The 15,955-nt window shown below is 60.6% G+C and carries 16 protein-coding genes; 10 read left to right on the top strand and 6 right to left on the bottom strand.

Features of this window, described 5'->3' with window-relative positions; translation table 11 throughout:
• Positions 1-100: 100 nt before the first annotated feature.
• The 3 genes from TSA66_RS12875 (at position 101) to TSA66_RS12885 (ending at position 3,015) form a co-directional block, all read left to right on the top strand.
• A complete protein-coding gene (locus TSA66_RS12875; protein ID WP_040040322.1) occupies positions 101-721 on the top strand; it encodes an FMN-dependent NADH-azoreductase in 621 nt (206 codons plus the stop codon).
• Between the two features lie 36 nt (positions 722-757).
• The gene (locus TSA66_RS12880) at positions 758-1,633 is read left to right on the top strand and encodes a pirin family protein (protein WP_040040323.1); all 876 of its coding nucleotides are present in this window, start codon (positions 758-760) and stop codon (positions 1,631-1,633) included.
• 158 nt (positions 1,634-1,791) lie between these two features.
• Positions 1,792-3,015: an MFS transporter gene (locus TSA66_RS12885; protein WP_052452298.1), complete on the top strand. Its 1,224-nt coding sequence runs from the start codon at positions 1,792-1,794 to the stop codon at positions 3,013-3,015.
• Positions 3,016-3,077: 62 nt separating this feature from the next.
• Here the strand turns inward: TSA66_RS12885 and pal are convergent, their stop codons facing one another.
• Both pal and TSA66_RS12895 read right to left on the bottom strand, forming a co-directional pair.
• Positions 3,078-3,599, bottom strand: coding sequence for a peptidoglycan-associated lipoprotein Pal (pal, locus tag TSA66_RS12890; protein WP_040040324.1), 522 nt, complete (start codon positions 3,597-3,599; stop codon positions 3,078-3,080).
• A gap of 270 nt (positions 3,600-3,869) precedes the next feature.
• Positions 3,870-4,541, bottom strand: a complete 672-nt coding sequence (locus tag TSA66_RS12895) for a YitT family protein (protein ID WP_084199586.1) — start codon at positions 4,539-4,541, stop codon at positions 3,870-3,872.
• 387 nt (positions 4,542-4,928) lie between these two features.
• Between TSA66_RS12895 and TSA66_RS12900 the strand changes: the two genes are divergently transcribed.
• The 3 genes from TSA66_RS12900 to mnmH all read left to right on the top strand — a co-directional run bounded on the left by TSA66_RS12900 (position 4,929) and on the right by mnmH (position 7,621).
• Positions 4,929-6,179 (top strand): acyl-CoA dehydrogenase family protein, encoded by a 1,251-nt coding sequence (locus TSA66_RS12900; RefSeq protein ID WP_040040325.1) that lies wholly within the window; start codon positions 4,929-4,931, stop codon positions 6,177-6,179.
• Between the two features lie 96 nt (positions 6,180-6,275).
• A complete protein-coding gene (locus TSA66_RS12905) occupies positions 6,276-6,527 on the top strand; it encodes a hypothetical protein (RefSeq protein ID WP_040040326.1) in 252 nt (83 codons plus the stop codon).
• Between the two features lie 38 nt (positions 6,528-6,565).
• Entirely contained in the window at positions 6,566-7,621 is a 1,056-nt protein-coding gene (gene mnmH / locus TSA66_RS12910; RefSeq protein ID WP_232429467.1) for a tRNA 2-selenouridine(34) synthase MnmH, read from the top strand.
• A 27-nt stretch (positions 7,622-7,648) separates the two neighbouring features.
• Here the strand turns inward: mnmH and TSA66_RS12915 are convergent, their stop codons facing one another.
• Both TSA66_RS12915 and TSA66_RS25585 read right to left on the bottom strand, forming a co-directional pair.
• The gene (locus tag TSA66_RS12915; protein ID WP_040040328.1) at positions 7,649-8,878 is read right to left on the bottom strand and encodes a nucleoside recognition domain-containing protein; all 1,230 of its coding nucleotides are present in this window, start codon (positions 8,876-8,878) and stop codon (positions 7,649-7,651) included.
• A 391-nt stretch (positions 8,879-9,269) separates the two neighbouring features.
• Positions 9,270-10,139, bottom strand: coding sequence for a response regulator (locus tag TSA66_RS25585; protein WP_052452299.1), 870 nt, complete (start codon positions 10,137-10,139; stop codon positions 9,270-9,272).
• A gap of 269 nt (positions 10,140-10,408) precedes the next feature.
• On the opposite strand from TSA66_RS25585, the gene TSA66_RS12925 reads away from it, so the two are divergent.
• From TSA66_RS12925 to TSA66_RS26905, 3 genes are all read left to right on the top strand, one after another.
• Positions 10,409-12,286 (top strand): potassium transporter Kup, encoded by a 1,878-nt coding sequence (locus TSA66_RS12925; protein WP_040040329.1) that lies wholly within the window; start codon positions 10,409-10,411, stop codon positions 12,284-12,286.
• A 136-nt stretch (positions 12,287-12,422) separates the two neighbouring features.
• The gene (locus tag TSA66_RS12930) at positions 12,423-12,647 is read left to right on the top strand and encodes a hypothetical protein (protein WP_040040330.1); all 225 of its coding nucleotides are present in this window, start codon (positions 12,423-12,425) and stop codon (positions 12,645-12,647) included.
• Positions 12,648-12,802: 155 nt separating this feature from the next.
• The gene (locus tag TSA66_RS26905) at positions 12,803-12,961 is read left to right on the top strand and encodes a hypothetical protein (RefSeq protein WP_157691678.1); all 159 of its coding nucleotides are present in this window, start codon (positions 12,803-12,805) and stop codon (positions 12,959-12,961) included.
• Positions 12,962-13,021: 60 nt separating this feature from the next.
• Here the strand turns inward: TSA66_RS26905 and TSA66_RS12935 are convergent, their stop codons facing one another.
• Positions 13,022-13,762 (bottom strand): Mut7-C RNAse domain-containing protein, encoded by a 741-nt coding sequence (locus TSA66_RS12935; RefSeq protein ID WP_040040331.1) that lies wholly within the window; start codon positions 13,760-13,762, stop codon positions 13,022-13,024.
• 56 nt (positions 13,763-13,818) lie between these two features.
• Entirely contained in the window at positions 13,819-14,988 is a 1,170-nt protein-coding gene (locus TSA66_RS12940; protein WP_052452300.1) for a methyltransferase, read from the bottom strand.
• A gap of 132 nt (positions 14,989-15,120) precedes the next feature.
• Between TSA66_RS12940 and TSA66_RS12945 the strand changes: the two genes are divergently transcribed.
• Positions 15,121-15,951: a class I SAM-dependent methyltransferase gene (locus TSA66_RS12945; RefSeq protein WP_040040332.1), complete on the top strand. Its 831-nt coding sequence runs from the start codon at positions 15,121-15,123 to the stop codon at positions 15,949-15,951.
• Positions 15,952-15,955 lie beyond the last annotated feature (4 nt).

Here is a 15,955-nt window from a genome sequence, read left to right on the forward strand (position 1 = left end):
TTATCTATTCATTAGATTAATTAGCCCTAATTATTCTACTTTTTTATCGGATCAATAAATAGTTTAATGAGCTTACCAAACCAACACGAGGAGTATTCACATGACCACATTGCTACAAATTAATGCCAGCCTATTTTCCAACAATGGCCAGTCCAGCCGTCTGTCCGAGCAATTTGTCGGCGGCTGGCGCGCAGCCAATCCGCAAGGAAAAGTGGTGGTGCGCGATCTTGCTGCCGCGCCGGTGCCGCACCTCGATGCGCAGCGCTTTGGCGCCCTCCTGGCAAAGCCCGAAGAGCGCAGCGCGCAGCAGCAGGCCGTGGTCGATTTTTCGGATCAGCTGATCGACGAATTGCGTCATGCTGACGTGATTGCGCTTGGCCTTCCGATGTACAACTTCGGCGTGCCGTCCACGCTCAAGGCATACTTCGACCATGTCGCACGCGCCGGCGTCACATTCAAATATACCGAGACTGGTCCGGTTGGGCTGCTGAACGGCAAGAAGGCATATGTATTCGCCGCGCGGGGCGGTCAGTACGCGGGCACCGCACTCGATACGCAAACCGGTTATGTACGCGATTTCCTGCGTTTCATCGGTATCAGCGATGTCGAATTCGTGTATGCCGAAGGATTGAACATGGGGGAAGAGAGCAAGCGCAGCGCGCTGGACGCCGCATCCGCATCGATCCGGCAACTGACGGCGCCACTGCGCGCGGCTGCCTGATACCTCGTACCTTGGATTAATGGAAGGAAGAACATCATGGAAACGAAAAGCCAGGTTCGCAGCCTGCAACGCATCATCGAAGCGATCGCCACCTCCGACGGCGCCGGGGTCAAACTGCGCCGCAGTTTGGGACGCGGGCAGGGCACGCGGCTGGACCCGTTCCTGATGCTCGACGAGTTTTCATCCGATAATCCCGGCGACTACATCGCCGGGTTCCCGGCCCATCCGCACCGCGGCTTCGAAACCGTCACCTACATGCTTGACGGGCATATGCGCCATGAAGACCACCTTGGCAACCAGGGCGACCTCAAGGGCGGCGGCGTGCAGTGGATGACGGCCGGGCGCGGCATCGTCCACTCGGAAATGCCGCAGCAGGAGCAAGGACGCATGCGCGGCTTCCAGTTGTGGATCAACCTGCCCGCGAAGGAAAAGATGAAGCCGGCCGGTTATCGCGACATCCAGCCGGAACAGATCCCTGTACTCGAATTCGAGGGCGGCCGCGCCAAGGTCATCGCCGGCACGCTGCAGGTGGGCGAACGCCAGGTGCCGGGACCGATCCAGGGCTTGTCCACCGACCCTCTCTATATCGATATCGAACTGGCGCCGGGCGCGCGCTTCAGTCATCCGGTGCGGCACGACTATCACGCCTTTGTCTATCCTTATGAAGGCAGCTTGCAGGTTGGAGCCGATGCGCCGAGACCGGTCGGAACGCATCAGGCGGGCGTGCTGTCGGCTGGTACGCAAGTTGACGTCGGCGCCGGCCCGGAGGGGGCCCGTTTCCTGCTGCTGGCAGGGCGGCCGCTGAACGAGCCGATCGCGCAGTACGGCCCGTTCGTGATGAATACCAGTGAGGAAATCGAGCAGGCGATTGTCGATTTTCAGAGCGGGAAGTTTGTCCAGCCAGCCATGTGAATCTGGTAGCGGCTGGCCAGGCAAGGCAGGGGCCAGCCGGTGTGATTTTCATCCCGGCGCAGGGACGCGGCACATTGGCTACAATGACCGCTGCCGCGTCCGCCAGCTGGAGGCGGCGTCCCGTTTCCCCATCCAGCCATCGCCTCCAAGACCTTCAGATGCATACGGAACCCGCTCCGGCCACTCCCCAGTCCATACCCGTCACCGCCGTTCCGCTGCTGTCTCTTGCGGCGTTCGCCAGTGGCATCTCGCTGCGCGTCACCGATCCCTTGCTGCCCCATCTGGTAGGAGAGTTCGGCGTGTCGCTCGGCGACGCCTCGTATGTCATCACATTTTTCGCCGTCGCCTACGGCTTGTCACAATTGTTCTTCGGGCCGGTCGGCGACCGTTACGGCAAGTATTTCGTGGTCGGCTGCGGTAGTGCGGCGTGTGCCCTGACAGCGGCACTGTGCGGCCTGGCGCCAGGATTCCCGTTGCTGCTGCTGGCGCGCCTGCTGGCCGGTGCCACTGCAGCGGCGATCATTCCATTATCGATGGCATGGATTGGCGATGTGGTGCCGTATCACGAGCGCCAGCCCGTGCTGGCCCGGTTCCTGATCGGACAGATTCTCGGCTTGTCCACCGGCGTGCTGGGCGGCGGGATCGCCGCCGATCATCATAACTGGCGCGTGCCTTTTTTCGTGATCGCCGCCATTTTCGTGGTGGTGAGCGCCGGACTGCTGCGCTTGAACCGGCGCCTGCCGGCACATGCGCGCATCACTCATAAGGCGGAAGGTTCGCCCCTGGCGCGCGTGGCCTCTGAATTCCGGCAGGTGCTGTCACGGCCATGGGCGCGCGTGGTGCTGGTCACGGTCTTTCTCGAAGGGGCCTTTCTTTACGGCGCATTTGCCTTCATCGCGTCCCATCTGCACCATGTCTTCGGGCTGGCGCTGACCACGGCGGGAGCGCTGGTCATGCTGTTCGGATTCGGCGGGCTGCTGTTTGCTGTCGCTTCGCGGGTGCTGGTGAATCGTCTGGGCGAAGCCGGATTGTCGCTATGGGGGGGGATCCTGATCGCGCTGTCATTGCTGGCGATCGGGCTGGCACCGGTGTGGTGGTGGGCTGTCCCGGGGTGTTTTTTCTGCGGGCTAGGCTTTTACATGCTGCACAATACACTGCAGATCAATGCGACCCAGATGGCGCCGGAGCGCAGGGGCGCGGCAGTGTCGGCATTTGCGTCGTGCTTTTTTCTGGGACAGTCGGTTGGTGTTGCGTGCGCCGGCTTGCTGGTGGTGCGGGCCGGGACTGCAACTGCCATTTCCAGCGGCGCCGTCGGCGTGCTGGCAGTGGCACTCAACTTCAGGCATCGCCTGCGGCTGAAGATTCAGACGCAGGCTCATTGATGCGTCAAGGCTGGCGGAGAAACTCTCGTCCAGCCGTGACGAGGTTGGTTCAGTACCGCAGATTACTTTGCGCTATACACGATGTCGGCGCGGCGGTTTTCTGCCCACGCTGCTTCATCGCTGCCGGTTGCCTTCGGCTTTTCCTTGCCGAAGGAAACAGCTTCCATCTGTGCATCCGTCACGCCCATTGCGGCGAGCGACTTGCGCACGGCTTCGGCGCGCTTCTGGCCGAGTGCCAGGTTGTACTCGCTGCTGCCGCGCTCGTCGGTGTTGCCCTGGATGACGATCTTGCGGGTCTTGTTGTGCGACAGGTAGTCGGCATGGGAGGTAACGACCGGCTTGAACTGGTCCTTGACCGTGTACTGGTCGAAGTCGAAGTACACGCTGCGCTTGGCAAGTGCGCCCTTCGGATCGTTCAGCGGATCGGTAGTGCCGGCGTCGACAGTGGCGACGGTGCGGGAATCGGTTGCCGGGGCAGCCGGTTTCGCGGCGGCGGTCGGCTCGCTGACTTTGGTTGCGGTGCTGCAGGCTGCCAGCAGGCAGATGCTCGACACCAGCAGGGGAAGGGTCTTCAACGTGCGCATCTAATTCTCCTATGAAAAATGAAGCCGGCTGCGGGCGCCGGGAAAAGCAAAGGATAATATATTCGGACGAACATATTGCACTATATCAAATAAATAGACAATATCGGACCGACCCAGCAGCTAGTTTTTTCGCAGAATCATCGAATTGGCGATCCGCATGGAAGTCTTGGCGGTACGTTGGCGGCACAGGGCAGCACCAAAGATTGTTGTTGCGGCAATAAAAACAGGAGCGCCGGGCTGCGCCCGGCGCAAGCCCGGTTGCATAGCTGGTCAGATCGCCATATACCGGCCTGGCCGGTGATTGACGGCCAGCGTCATGTTGAGGACCGCCGCGCCGAGAAGCGAGATGGCGACTGCTCCGGGGGAAATCATGGGCAGCGACGCCAGCATGATGGCGCCGTCCAGAACAAGCTGCACCACCCCGGCGCGCAGGCCGTAACGTTCCTGCAGATAGAGCACCATCACATTGAATCCGCCCAGGCTCGCCTTGTGGCGGAACAGCACCAGCAGCCCAACTCCGCACAGCAAGCCGCCCATTGTTGCGGCATATGCTGGATGGACGCTGTTCATATTGAACACCAGCGGCAGCAGCTCCGACATGCCCGACAACAGCAGGATCGCGGTGAAGGTCTTGATGGTGAATTTCCAGCCCATCTTCTTCACGGCGAGATAGTAGAACGGCAGGTTAAGCGTGAAAAACAGCTTGCCAAAGCTGATGCCGGTGACATAGTGCAGCAGGAATGCCAGACCGACCGTTCCGCCCGTGATCAAATGTGCCTTGCCCAGCATGGCCACGCCGAGTGAAACAAGCAGCGTTCCGGACAAGAGTGCCTGTGCGTCTTCGAACAAGGTATGCCGTGCGACCGTGGTCGAGGCTGCGGCTCCATGCGGTGCGGCGTCGGCGAGAGCGCTTTCATTCAACTTGGTTGTTTCTGGTGTCATGTTGATTCCTGTCCTGTGGCGCTTTGGTAAAGCGCGTCCGGATCTGTAATGGCGTACCGGATAGGCAGCGCCGGTTTCGATGGACCGCCAGCTTAGACCACACAACAAGCAATAAAAATTGACCGTGGTCAAGAATATTCAAAGATGAAAATCGGGTGCGGCCCGTGTTTCATGCTCCTGTCGCCTCCATGAAAAAGAGGCGAGCCTGCTGCATCGCGGTCTGGCGAACGGTGCCTGCGGCGTGCAGCATGGTATGCGCAAATTTTATCGAATGCAATCACAACTATTCATTTGAATGATGGAGCGGATCGCCTTACGATTTGCGTGACGCCTCCTACTGGTGGTCCGCGCTTCCGACTTTGTTTGGGCAGATACTGAAAGATCAACATGGACTTTGAATACTCACCGAAGGTGCAGCAGTTGCGGCGCAAGCTGCTCGACTTCATGGATAACTATGTCGTGCCGAACATTCCATTATGGCGGCAGGAAGTAGATAGCGGCCACCTGCATCCACCCTGCATGGAAGACTTGAAGGAGCTTGCGAAGTCGGAAGGATTGTGGAACCTGTTCCTGCCTTCGCTCGACGCCGATGCGCCCGGCCAGGGACTGTCGAACCTGGAATATGCCCCGCTGGCGGAGATCATGGGGCGCGTACACTGGGCAGCCGAGATCTTCAATTGCAGCGCCCCGGACTCCGGCAATATCGAGCTGCTGCATATGTTCGGCAACGACGAGCAGCAGCGGCGCTGGCTTGCTCCGCTACTGGACGGCAGCATCCGTTCTTGCTTTGCGATGAGTGAGCCTGACGTGGCGTCGTCCGACGCGACCAATATCCAGATTTCGATCCGCCGTGTCGGGGACGAGTATGTGATCAACGGGCGCAAGTGGTTCATTTCCGGCGCTGCTCATCCGCTGTGCAAGTTCGCGATCTTGATGGGCGTGACCGATCCAAACGCCGAAGCGCACCGGCGCCAGAGCATGGTGATCGTGCCGTTCGACACGCCGGGCTTGAAGGTGGTGCGCGACATCCCGGTGATGAACCACCATTTCCCCGGCGGCCATTGCGAACTGGTGTTCCGCGATGTGCGGGTGCCGTGCTCTAATCTGATCCAGGAGGAAGGCGCCGGTTTCGCGATCGCCCAGGCGCGCCTGGGCCCGGGCCGGATTCATCATTGCATGCGCTCCATCGGCCAGGCGGAACTGGCGCTGGAGCTGATGTGCGAGCGCGCGGCGGAGCGCCGCACTTTTGGACGCTATCTGCACCAGCACGGCGCGGTCGCCGACTGGATCGCGCAATCGCGCATGGAGATCGAGCAGGCGCGATTGCTGGTGCTGAAGACTGCCTGGCTGATTGACCGCCACGGCGCCAAGGGGGCATTGCGCGAAATCGCGATGATCAAGGCGATCGTGCCGCGCATGCAGACGACTATCTGCGAGCGCGCGATGCAAGCGTTCGGCGCAATGGGTTTGAGCCCGGACACGCCACTGGCGGAGTTGTGGACCTGGGGCCGGGTGCTGCGGATCGCCGACGGGCCGGACGAAGTGCACCTGCGCACCGTGGCAAAGTTGGAAATGGCGGCAGCCGGCGAGCGCCGCGGAAGCACGCTGCCGTACATGAATGCGCCCGAGCTCGCCTGAGCGCGCAACTGAGTGCGCAAATATCAGTGCGTCGGCTCAATGCGAGTGCCTGCGACGGCGGTACGATTTCAACTTCTCTACACCGGAGGGCGAGCGATGGCTCTGAAGCAGGATTGGCGCACCGAATCGTACAAGGGCATGGAGGTGCACGTGTGCGCGCTACGTCATTCGGACGTCCCGGCGCGCTGGGATTTCACGGTCCGTATAACCCAGCCGGGCGAAGACTCCGGGTCGGAGAGCGAACTGACGGCTGAATCGGGCGACGATACCGATTATCCGAGCCGCGAGGCGGCGGTGCAGGCGGGCTTTGAAAAAGGGTATGCCATGGTGGATGAGTTGCTGAAATAGCATTGCCATCACGGTGTACGCCGTCATAAACATGCAAAATGTTCCGTCAGAAAACGTACAATGGCGGGATGCTCGATTTCCACTCTTATGACTTGATCATCGACGCGCGCAGCCCGCACGAATTCGATGAAGACCACATTCCCGGCGCCATCAATCTGCCGGTTGTCAACGATGCCGAATTTGCCGAGGTCGGCACGCTGCACCGGACCGACGCGCTCGGCGCTTACCAGCTCGGCGCGCGCTATTCGTTGATGAACATTGCGCGTCATATCGAAACCCATCTGTCGAGGTATCCGGCCAAAAGCAAGATCCTTGTCTACTGTTTCCGAGGCGGCAAGCGCAGCAAAGTCTGGTTCGACGTGCTCGATACCATTGGCTATCGTGTCGAAAAGCTCAAGGGCGGCTGGAAAACATATCGGCGCTGGGTTAACGAACAGCTCGCGAGCCTGCCCGCCAATTATCGCTACATCGTACTGTCGGGATCGACCGGGTGCGGCAAGACGCGCCTGCTGCACGCATTGCACGAGCGCGGCGCGCAGGTGCTCGACCTCGAGGGGATTGCCGTCCATCGTGGCTCCATCATTGGTGCCGTGCCCGGCAAGGCGCAACCGACGCAAAAGATGTTCGACAGCCTGCTGCTGCGCCGCATGTCCGAGCTCGACCCGGCGCGTCCGGTCTGGGTGGAAGCGGAAAGCAAGAAGATCGGCCAGGTGCAGTTGCCTGAATTGCTGCTGGCAACCATGCGCAAGGGAACGCTCATCCCCGTCGATGCCGCCATGCCGCAACGGGTGCAACTGCTGCGTGAAGACTACCATCACTTCGAGCTGGATCCGGCCGCGCTGATCGAACGGCTATCACATCTGCGCGCGCTGGTGGGCGGCGCCGAATTCGAGGAATGGCAAGTGCTGGCCGAGCAGAAGCGGGTGCCGGAACTGTTCGAACGCCTGATGCGCAACCATTACGATCCGAGCTACCGCCGTTCCATCGTACGCAATTACCCGGAAATCGATGCTTCGCCTAAACTCATGCTCGACGATTTGTCACACCAGGGATTGCTGCCGGTGGCCGAGAAGCTCGCGGCGCAATTCGGCTGAGCATTTCTCCAGCCGCTTTTCCGTCGCTCAGCCGAAAAACCAGTAGCAGACCACGATCGATGCAATCACGCCGGCAGCATCGGCCGCCAGCGCGCAGCCGACCGCATGGCGGGCGCGCTGAATACCGACCGCGCCGAAATACACCGCCAGCACATAGAACGTCGTTTCGGTGCTGCCCTGGACGGTTGCCGCGACCAGCGCCGGAAAACTGTCAACGCCCATGGTTTTCATGGTTTCGATCAGCATGGCGCGCGCAGCGCTGCCGGAGAACGGTTTGACCAGCGCGGTCGGCAGCGCGTCGACGAAGCGGGTATCCCAGCCGGCGGCTTGCGCGACGTAACGCAGGCCGTCGAGCACCGCGTCAAGTGCGCCGGACGCGCGCAGCACGCCCACCGCGCAGAGCATGGCGACCAGATACGGCAACAGGTTTTTCGCCACGTCGAAGCCTTCGCGCGCGCCCTCGATGAAGCTTTCGTAAAGCGGGACGCGGCGCAGCGCTCCGCATAACAAAAAGAGCAGGATTAGGCCAAACAGCACAAGGTTGCCGAGCAGCGAAGACAGCGCGCCAAGCGCTGCCGCCGACATACCGGCCAAGCCGGTCATCAAGCCGCCGAGCAGCAGCGCAAGCGCGGCCAGCCAGGCCAGCACGACCGGGTCCCACAGCCTCAGGCGCTGCATCAGGGCGACCGACAGCAGTCCCACCAGGCTGGAAGCGCTGGTGGCAATCAGGATTGGCAGGAACACCATGGTCGGGTCGTGCGCGCCTTGCTGCAAGCGATACATGAAGATCGAGACTGGCAGCAGCGTCAGCGACGATGCATTCAGGACCAGGAACAGGATCTGGGCATTGCTGGCAGTCTTGGGATCGGGATTGAGCTCTTGCAGCGCGCGCATCGCCTTGAGGCCGATCGGCGTCGCCGCGTTGTCCAGCCCCAGCGCGTTTGCTGTGAAGTTCAGGGTAATCAATCCCAGTGCCGGATGGCCGGGCGGGACCTCGGGCATTAACCGGCGAAATAGCGGCCCCAGCAGCCGGGCCAGCAGATCGACGATCCCGGCTTTTTCCGCGATGCGCAGGAAGCCCAGCCACAGGGTGAGGGTGCCGAACAGCAGGACCATTACTTCGACCGACAGCCGCGCCATGGCAAACAGGCTTTCCACCATGGCAGAAAACACGGCGGGATCGCCGCCGCCCAGCCAGCGCCAGAATGCGCTGGCGGCGGCGATCAGGAAAAAGCCCAGCCACAGGCCATTGAGCATTCGGAGTCCTTCGAATTAGATGATGAGGCGGGCAAGATGCCGCGCGGATTTGCGTCGGCGAATATTAATATGTCGGGTGTCAAACAGGCTAGTTGAAAAGCTTTTGCGCTATCGGAAGTTCAGTGTAATATTCCACCCGCATTAAAAAAATCCACCCAAGGATGACGGAGACAGGAGCCCGCGCATAGCGCGGGCTTTATTTTTCCGGTAAGAGTTAGTGATATTGGAAGTTGTTATATCTGATATCACAACAATAAAGAGGAAGTATTTGCGGCGCTGCCGTATGATCGTTCCTGTCTCCTCCAACTCTCCTTGAATTGGATTTAACCCGCTACCGCAAGGCTGGCGGGTTTTTTTTCGCCTTCGGATTTACAGGAGTCGCCGATATGGCTCAGGCGCGCGCGAGGATGGAAAGCGCGACGCGTCGCGCGCTGGGCAGGAAACGGCCTATCGTGGCAAGCAATTCATCTTCTCCGACCGGTTTTCCCAGATAGGCATCGCAGCCGGCCCAGCTGCCGCGAAACTTGTCGAAAGGCGAGGATTTGCTGCTTAACATGACGACGGCCGTTTCCCGGGTGGCGGGATCCGACTTGATGCGCTTGCAGACCTGGTAGCCATCCATGCCCGGCATGACGACATCGAGGAAGATGCAGGTATAGCGCTTGGCTTGCGCCATGCCGACTGCGGCTTCGCCGTTTTCGGCGTAGTCGACGTCGAAGCGGAACGGAGCGAGCCTGGAACGCATGAAGGCCCGCACGGTCGCACTATCGTCGACGACCAGCACCGATTCGGCGGGGGCAGGCGCAAGGAATTCGGGCGGCGGAGCGTGGCGGTCGACTGCGCGCCGGAAGCTCCTGCCGTCCCATTGTCCTTCGGCCGAAGCCGGACGGCCGCTGCGCATTGTTAATGCCGCTAGCATGGTCTGGTCGAGCAGTTCGAACAGCTTCATCCAGCGGATCGGCTTCTCGACGACAGGCCAAGGCGACGCGTCCGGTACGCGTCCGACTAGCAGTGCAGGCGCATAGGCGTTTGGCACGCGCTGCTGCAATTGCTGCAAACCGGATGGATTGTCGGCATTAACCAGATAGACGTCGGCGCGTTCCGTTGGCCCAGTCGGTTCGGCGTAACAAAATGCGCGTCTGCCCGTCAATCGGAAGGTGGACGCCAGTAACGCCTTTTCCGTTTCGGAAAAACCAAGCATTTCGAGGACGAAACGCTGGTTGTGGGGCTTGGTGTCCTGCTGCGCGAGCGTCTGGTTCATAGGGAAGTCTGCTGGAAAGATGAATGCCAGGGCGTTGTTCGACGTGATTGCTGAAATGATAACAGGATGAGATGCTGCAAGGAACTAATTGGCACTTGAGAGGCATAAGATACGTCGCCGATGTCGGTATCAACAATAGGTTGCATGCGCATCAAGTACAATCCGGCCTTCGCAGGAAACCATGAACAGTTCCCGTTTGCCTAAGTCGATGACGGCAAAAGGAATCGGCTTCTAGGGCGTCAGTTCAATAACAATTCCCAAGGTGTCTCGTGTCTTCCGAGCATACAAAAGACAGTCTCAGAACCCTCACGCTTGCTGCCATCGGTATCGTCTACGGCGATATCGGAACCAGTCCCCTGTACACCATGAAAGAGGTGTTCTCCGCCGAGCACGGTGTTGCGCTCACGCCCGCCAATCTGCTCGGCGTGGTGTCGCTGATCCTGTGGGGACTAACCATCATCGTCTCGCTGAAGTACGTCTCGCTGATTCTGCGCGCGGATAACCGTGGCGAGGGCGGCATCATGGCTTTGATGGCACTCGCGCTGTCTTCGGTGACGACGAAGTCGCGCTGGTATCAGCCGGTGATGCTCGCCGGCCTGGCGGGGGCCGCGCTGTTTTTCGGCGATGGCGTGATCACCCCGGCCATTTCGGTTTTGTCTGCTGTCGAAGGCCTTGGGATTGCGACCCCGGTGCTGGAACCCTACGTGGTGCCGCTCACGGTGGCGGTGCTGGTCGGCCTGTACATGGCGCAGCATCATGGCACGGCGGGGATCGGCAAGTGGTTCGGGCCGATCGTGTTGATCTGGTTCCTGGCCTTGGCGGCGATGGGCATGATCAATATCGTGCGCAACCCCGCCATTCTCGAAGCTATCAATCCGCTTCATGCACTGGAATTCATGACGCGTAACAGCTGGCTGGCATTCGTCGCGCTGGGCGCTGTGGTGCTCGCGTTTACCGGCGCCGAGGCCTTGTATGCGGACATGGGACATTTCGGCAAGCGGCCGATTCGCATGGCCTGGTTTTTCGTGGTGTTTCCCGGCTTGGCGTTGAACTATCTGGGGCAGGGGGCGCTACTGCTGGCCAATCCCGCTGCTGTCGTCAATCCGTTTTATCACCAGCTCGGGCCGTGGAGCATTTACCCGCTGGTGGTCCTGTCGACCATTGCCACCGTCATCGCTTCGCAGGCGACCATTTCAGGCACCTTCTCCATGACGCACCAGGCGATCGCCCTCGGCTTCTTGCCGCGCATGCGCATCCTGTACACGTCGGAGCGCGAAATCGGGCAGATCTACATTCCACTGATGAACTGGCTGCAGCTGTGCGCCGTGGTGCTGGCGGTAATCGGCTTCGGTTCGTCGTCCAAGTTGGCGTCGGCCTACGGCATCGCGGTGACCCTGACGATGCTGATCACGACCGTCTTGACCTTCTTCGTGATCCGCTACCGCTGGCACTACAACCTGCTGCTGTGCGCGCTGGCGACCGGCTTCTTTTTCATCATCGACCTCGCCTTCGTGTCGGCCAACTCGCTGAAGATCGTGCATGGCGGCTGGTTTCCGATCCTGCTGGGCGCGGTGATGATCACGATCATGCTGACCTGGAGAGACGGGCGCCATCTGGTTTATGAAAACCTGAAAAAGCACATGATTCCGATCGAGGAATTCCTGCGGTCGCTGTTCATCAGTCCGCCGACGCGGGTGGAAGGAACGGCGATTTTCTTTCGCGCGGAAGGCGATGGGGTACCGCATGCGATGCTGCATAACCTGCTGCACAACAAGGTGCTGCACGAACGGACCGTGTTCCTGACGGTCACTAATGCGGACATCCCGACCATAGCGCCGGAAGAACGCATACAGATCGAGCCGCTCGGGCACGAGTGCTACCAAGTCAATGTCCGCTATGGCTTCAAGGACGAGCGCGATATCCCGCATGCGCTGGAACTGTGCGCGAAGAAGGGGCTGGCGCTCGACATGATGAATACCTCGTTCTTCATCGCGCGCCAGACCGTGATTCCGCGCGTCGGATCGGGAATGGCGATGTGGCGCGAGGCGTTGTATGCGACGATGTCGCGCAACGCGCGCGATGCCGCCGATTATTATCGGGTGCCAAGCAACCGGGTGATCGAATTGGGAACACAGGTCGAGATCTGAGCGATCTTCCGAGGCGGCGTATTTCTGCCTGATTTTCTTGGCGAAGCATGGATTTTTCACAAGTACTGTTTATTTATACAGTAATTGTGATACAGTAATGCTTCGTTCAATGCTGTTATCAGGGAGGAGAACTGCCATGGCCCAGCTTAATCATTCCATGAGCCCGCGATTCGGTCTGGAATATGCACCGACGTCGTTTCTGATGCGTTTCGGCCGGCGTGAAATGTTTGTCTGCCGCGACTTCCGCAAGCGTTATTACAAAGTCAATCCGGTACTCGATTGCAGCACCGGCGTCGAACCCGGCCACGTGGAGTTGCTGGTATTTGGCAAATGGCTGGTCATCCTGTCCCGCGCGCGATAAAGCGCTGTTTGCATGAACTGCATCAAGTGACGGCCGGTCCGCGGAATTAGTCCTCGCGCATGGCGGCCGCGCTGTCTATATTGGTAGTCTCTCTTTGCATGGCGCTGGGCGCGGTGCGGAGTGATTGCAATAGATTCGTTGAATGGAGTCATGCTATGAAAAGACTATCGCTCATTCTCGCGGTCCTGGTGTTGGCAAGCTGCTCGGGCATGCGCTCGCAAAGTAACTCCAGCGGCGCCAGCGGAACTAGCGGCGCGAGCGGGTCCGGCTATCCGGGCACCGAGCAAAACGATCTGTATCGCCCCGGCAGATGACAATCGACGCCGTGTCGGGCAAAGCGGGGTATGACGGAGCCGCGCATGTCAGATTGTTGCTTATGATGGCAGGATGCCTTCAAGTAGCGCCCGTAGGCGTTCCCAATGCGTTCCTTCCCAGTAGATACGGCCGCACGCACTGCACATGCTGAAGCTCTCATAAGCGTCGAAAACACGCAGTGGCACCTTGTGCTGCACCAGTTGCTTGTCAATGGCATGCAAAGGGGCGTTGCACTGCATGCATAGCGTAAAGGGGCGGGCGCTGCGGATCAGGTCGAGACGTTCGAAGATTTCGCGCAACTGTTGTGCCGATTTCAGCGCATGCACATAACAGCCATGCGTGATCTCGCGCCGCATCAGCAAGCCGCGGTCACGCGTGAGCACGATCCGATCATCGCGCGCCGAGATGGCGGCAATCTCGTGATCGTGAAAGGCGTTGTTATAAAGCGTATCGAAACCGGCCATGCGCAGCAGGCGAGCGAGGCCGCCGAGATGGGTGTCGGCGACGAAGCGCGTGACGCGCAGCGGATAATGACGTATGCGAAGCAGCGGTGTGACGTCGAGCGTTTCGCATTTCGGATAAACCGCGACACGGTCTCCTTCTTTTAGCACCCGGTCGAAACCGACCGATTCGCCATTGACCAGTATCAGTTCGACTTCCGTATGCGGCACGCCAAGCGCCTCGATCATGTGCTTGGTCGTCGCGGCCCGCGCGCAAACGGACTCGATGTCACGCTTGCGCCGATCAGGCGCAAGGAAATCATTCAGCTCTTCGTAGAAGCGGAATGTCGCCGTAACCATGGTCCCGTTATGGCACTCCGGTGCGATGTGGGCGAGGGTGTGTTTTGCAATCCGGCTTAGCGAATGGCAAGACGCCACAGCGATGTGACTTCGGCCGAACGCGCCGCGTGGAGCGGATCAGCGGCGTCGGCGGCTTTCGGATGCCGGGGACGCATATCGAGGCGTCCCAGCACCTTCAGTCCTGATGCATCGATGAGCGCGAGCAGTTCGTCGCGCGTGCGCAGTCCAAGGTGCTCGGCGAAGTCGGACAGAATCAGCCAGCCTTCGCCGCCCGGTTCGAGATGATCGGCCAGGCCCGCGAGGAAGCCGCGCAACATGCGACTGTCGGGATCGTACACAGCATGTTCGATCGGCGAGCTCGGTCGTGCCGGCACCCAGGGCGGATTGCATACGACCAGAGGCGCGCGGCCGGGCGGGAACAAGTCGGCCTGCAGGATCTCCACCTGTCGCGCGAGGCCGAGGCGTTCAATGTTGTCACGCGCGCAAGCCAGCGCCCGCGCATCCTGATCGGTACCGACCACGCGCGCAATTCCGCGCCGCGCCAGCACGGCCGCCAACACGCCGGTGCCGGTGCCGATATCGAAGGCCAGCGCCGCTGGCGGCAGCGGCGCCTGCGCCACCAGGTCCACATACTCGCCGCGTACCGGCGAGAAAACGCCGTAATAGGGATGGATGCACTCGCCAAGCGCTGGAATCTCTACCCCCTTCTTGCGCCATTCATGCGCGCCGATCAATCCCAGCAGCTCGCGCATCGATACGACCGATGCCTCGTCCGCCGCTCCCCATGCCTCGGCGCAGGCCTGTCGAACGTCGGGCGCGCGCCGCAGCGGTATCGCATAACCGGCGTCCAGCGGCACCAGCAGCATGCCAAGGATGCGTGCGCGCTGCGCTTGCGCCTGCCGCTGCAGGTGGAAGGCTTCGGCGGGCGAAGCCGGCTGCCTGGCGGGGGGGGCGCGGCGCGGTTTGCGGTCGATGCGGCGCGCCATTGCTGCCAGTAACTGGCGCGCATTCTGAAAATCGCCGCGCCATAGCAGTGCGCTTCCTTCGCAAGCCAGCTTGAAGGCGGCATCGGCACTCGTGCGGTCGTCGGCAATCGCCACGCGCCGGGGCGCAGGAACGCCGCTTTCGGAACGCCAGCGTGCCGAACATGGCTGCCCCGCCTCGCTCCAGGTCAGGATGGGTGACGTGGCTGCGGAGGGCGGGCTCGAAGGAGGATTTTGTTGCATCGGGTTACGGTGGTGAGTGTTGGACGAAAATCGCTTTTCGTCCGGAAGGTGGCATTTAAACACATCCGCGCCTTGACGGCGCACCGATCGGATAGAATCGCACTCCCGGCGCGCACATCAGGAATTCCAGCCATGAACCACATCCCCGAAATCAAACCCGGCCAGTCGATCGAACTGCTCAAGGAACTGCACATCCTGACGCGCGACGGCAAGATGAACCAGGATAGCCGGCGCAAGCTGAAGCAGGTGTATCACCTCTATCAGTTCATCGAGCCGCTGCTCCAGGAAGTGCGCGACCAGCACGCGGATATCCGGCTGGTCGACCATGGGGCAGGAAAATCGTATCTCGGCTTTATCCTGTACGACCTGTTTTTCAAGACGTTGGGCGACCAGTCGCACATCTATGGCATCGAAACGCGCGACGAACTGGTGACGAAGTCGCGCGAGCTGGCGCAACGGCTGAATTTTCCCGGCATGTCCTTCCTCAACCTGTCGGTGGCCGAATCGATCACATCGCCGCTGCTGCCTGCCACGGTCGATATCGTGACCGCGCTGCATGCCTGCAATACCGCCACCGACGACGCGATCCGCTTTGCGCTGGCCAAGCAGGCGAAATTCATCGTGCTCGTGCCGTGCTGCCAGGCCGAGGTGGCGTCGGTCCTGCGCAAGAACAAGGGCAAGGCGATCGGCAAGAGCGCGCTGACCGAGATCTGGCGCCACCCGCTGCACACCCGCGAGTTCGGCAGCCAGGTCACCAACGTGCTGCGCTGCCTGCAGCTGGAGGCGCACGGCTACCAGGTGACAGTGACCGAACTGGTCGGTTGGGAACACTCGATGAAAAACGAGCTCATCATTGCCAGCTACAAGGACTTGCCGCGCAAGCGCCCCTCGGAGCGGCTGAGCGAGGTGCTGCGCGAGCTGGGCCTGGAGGAAATGAGCGAGCGTTTCTTCGCACCGGCGTGACTTA

The organism is Noviherbaspirillum autotrophicum (assembly GCF_000818395.1).
In the GTDB taxonomy this organism is placed as follows: Bacteria; Pseudomonadota; Gammaproteobacteria; order Burkholderiales; family Burkholderiaceae_D; genus Noviherbaspirillum; species Noviherbaspirillum autotrophicum.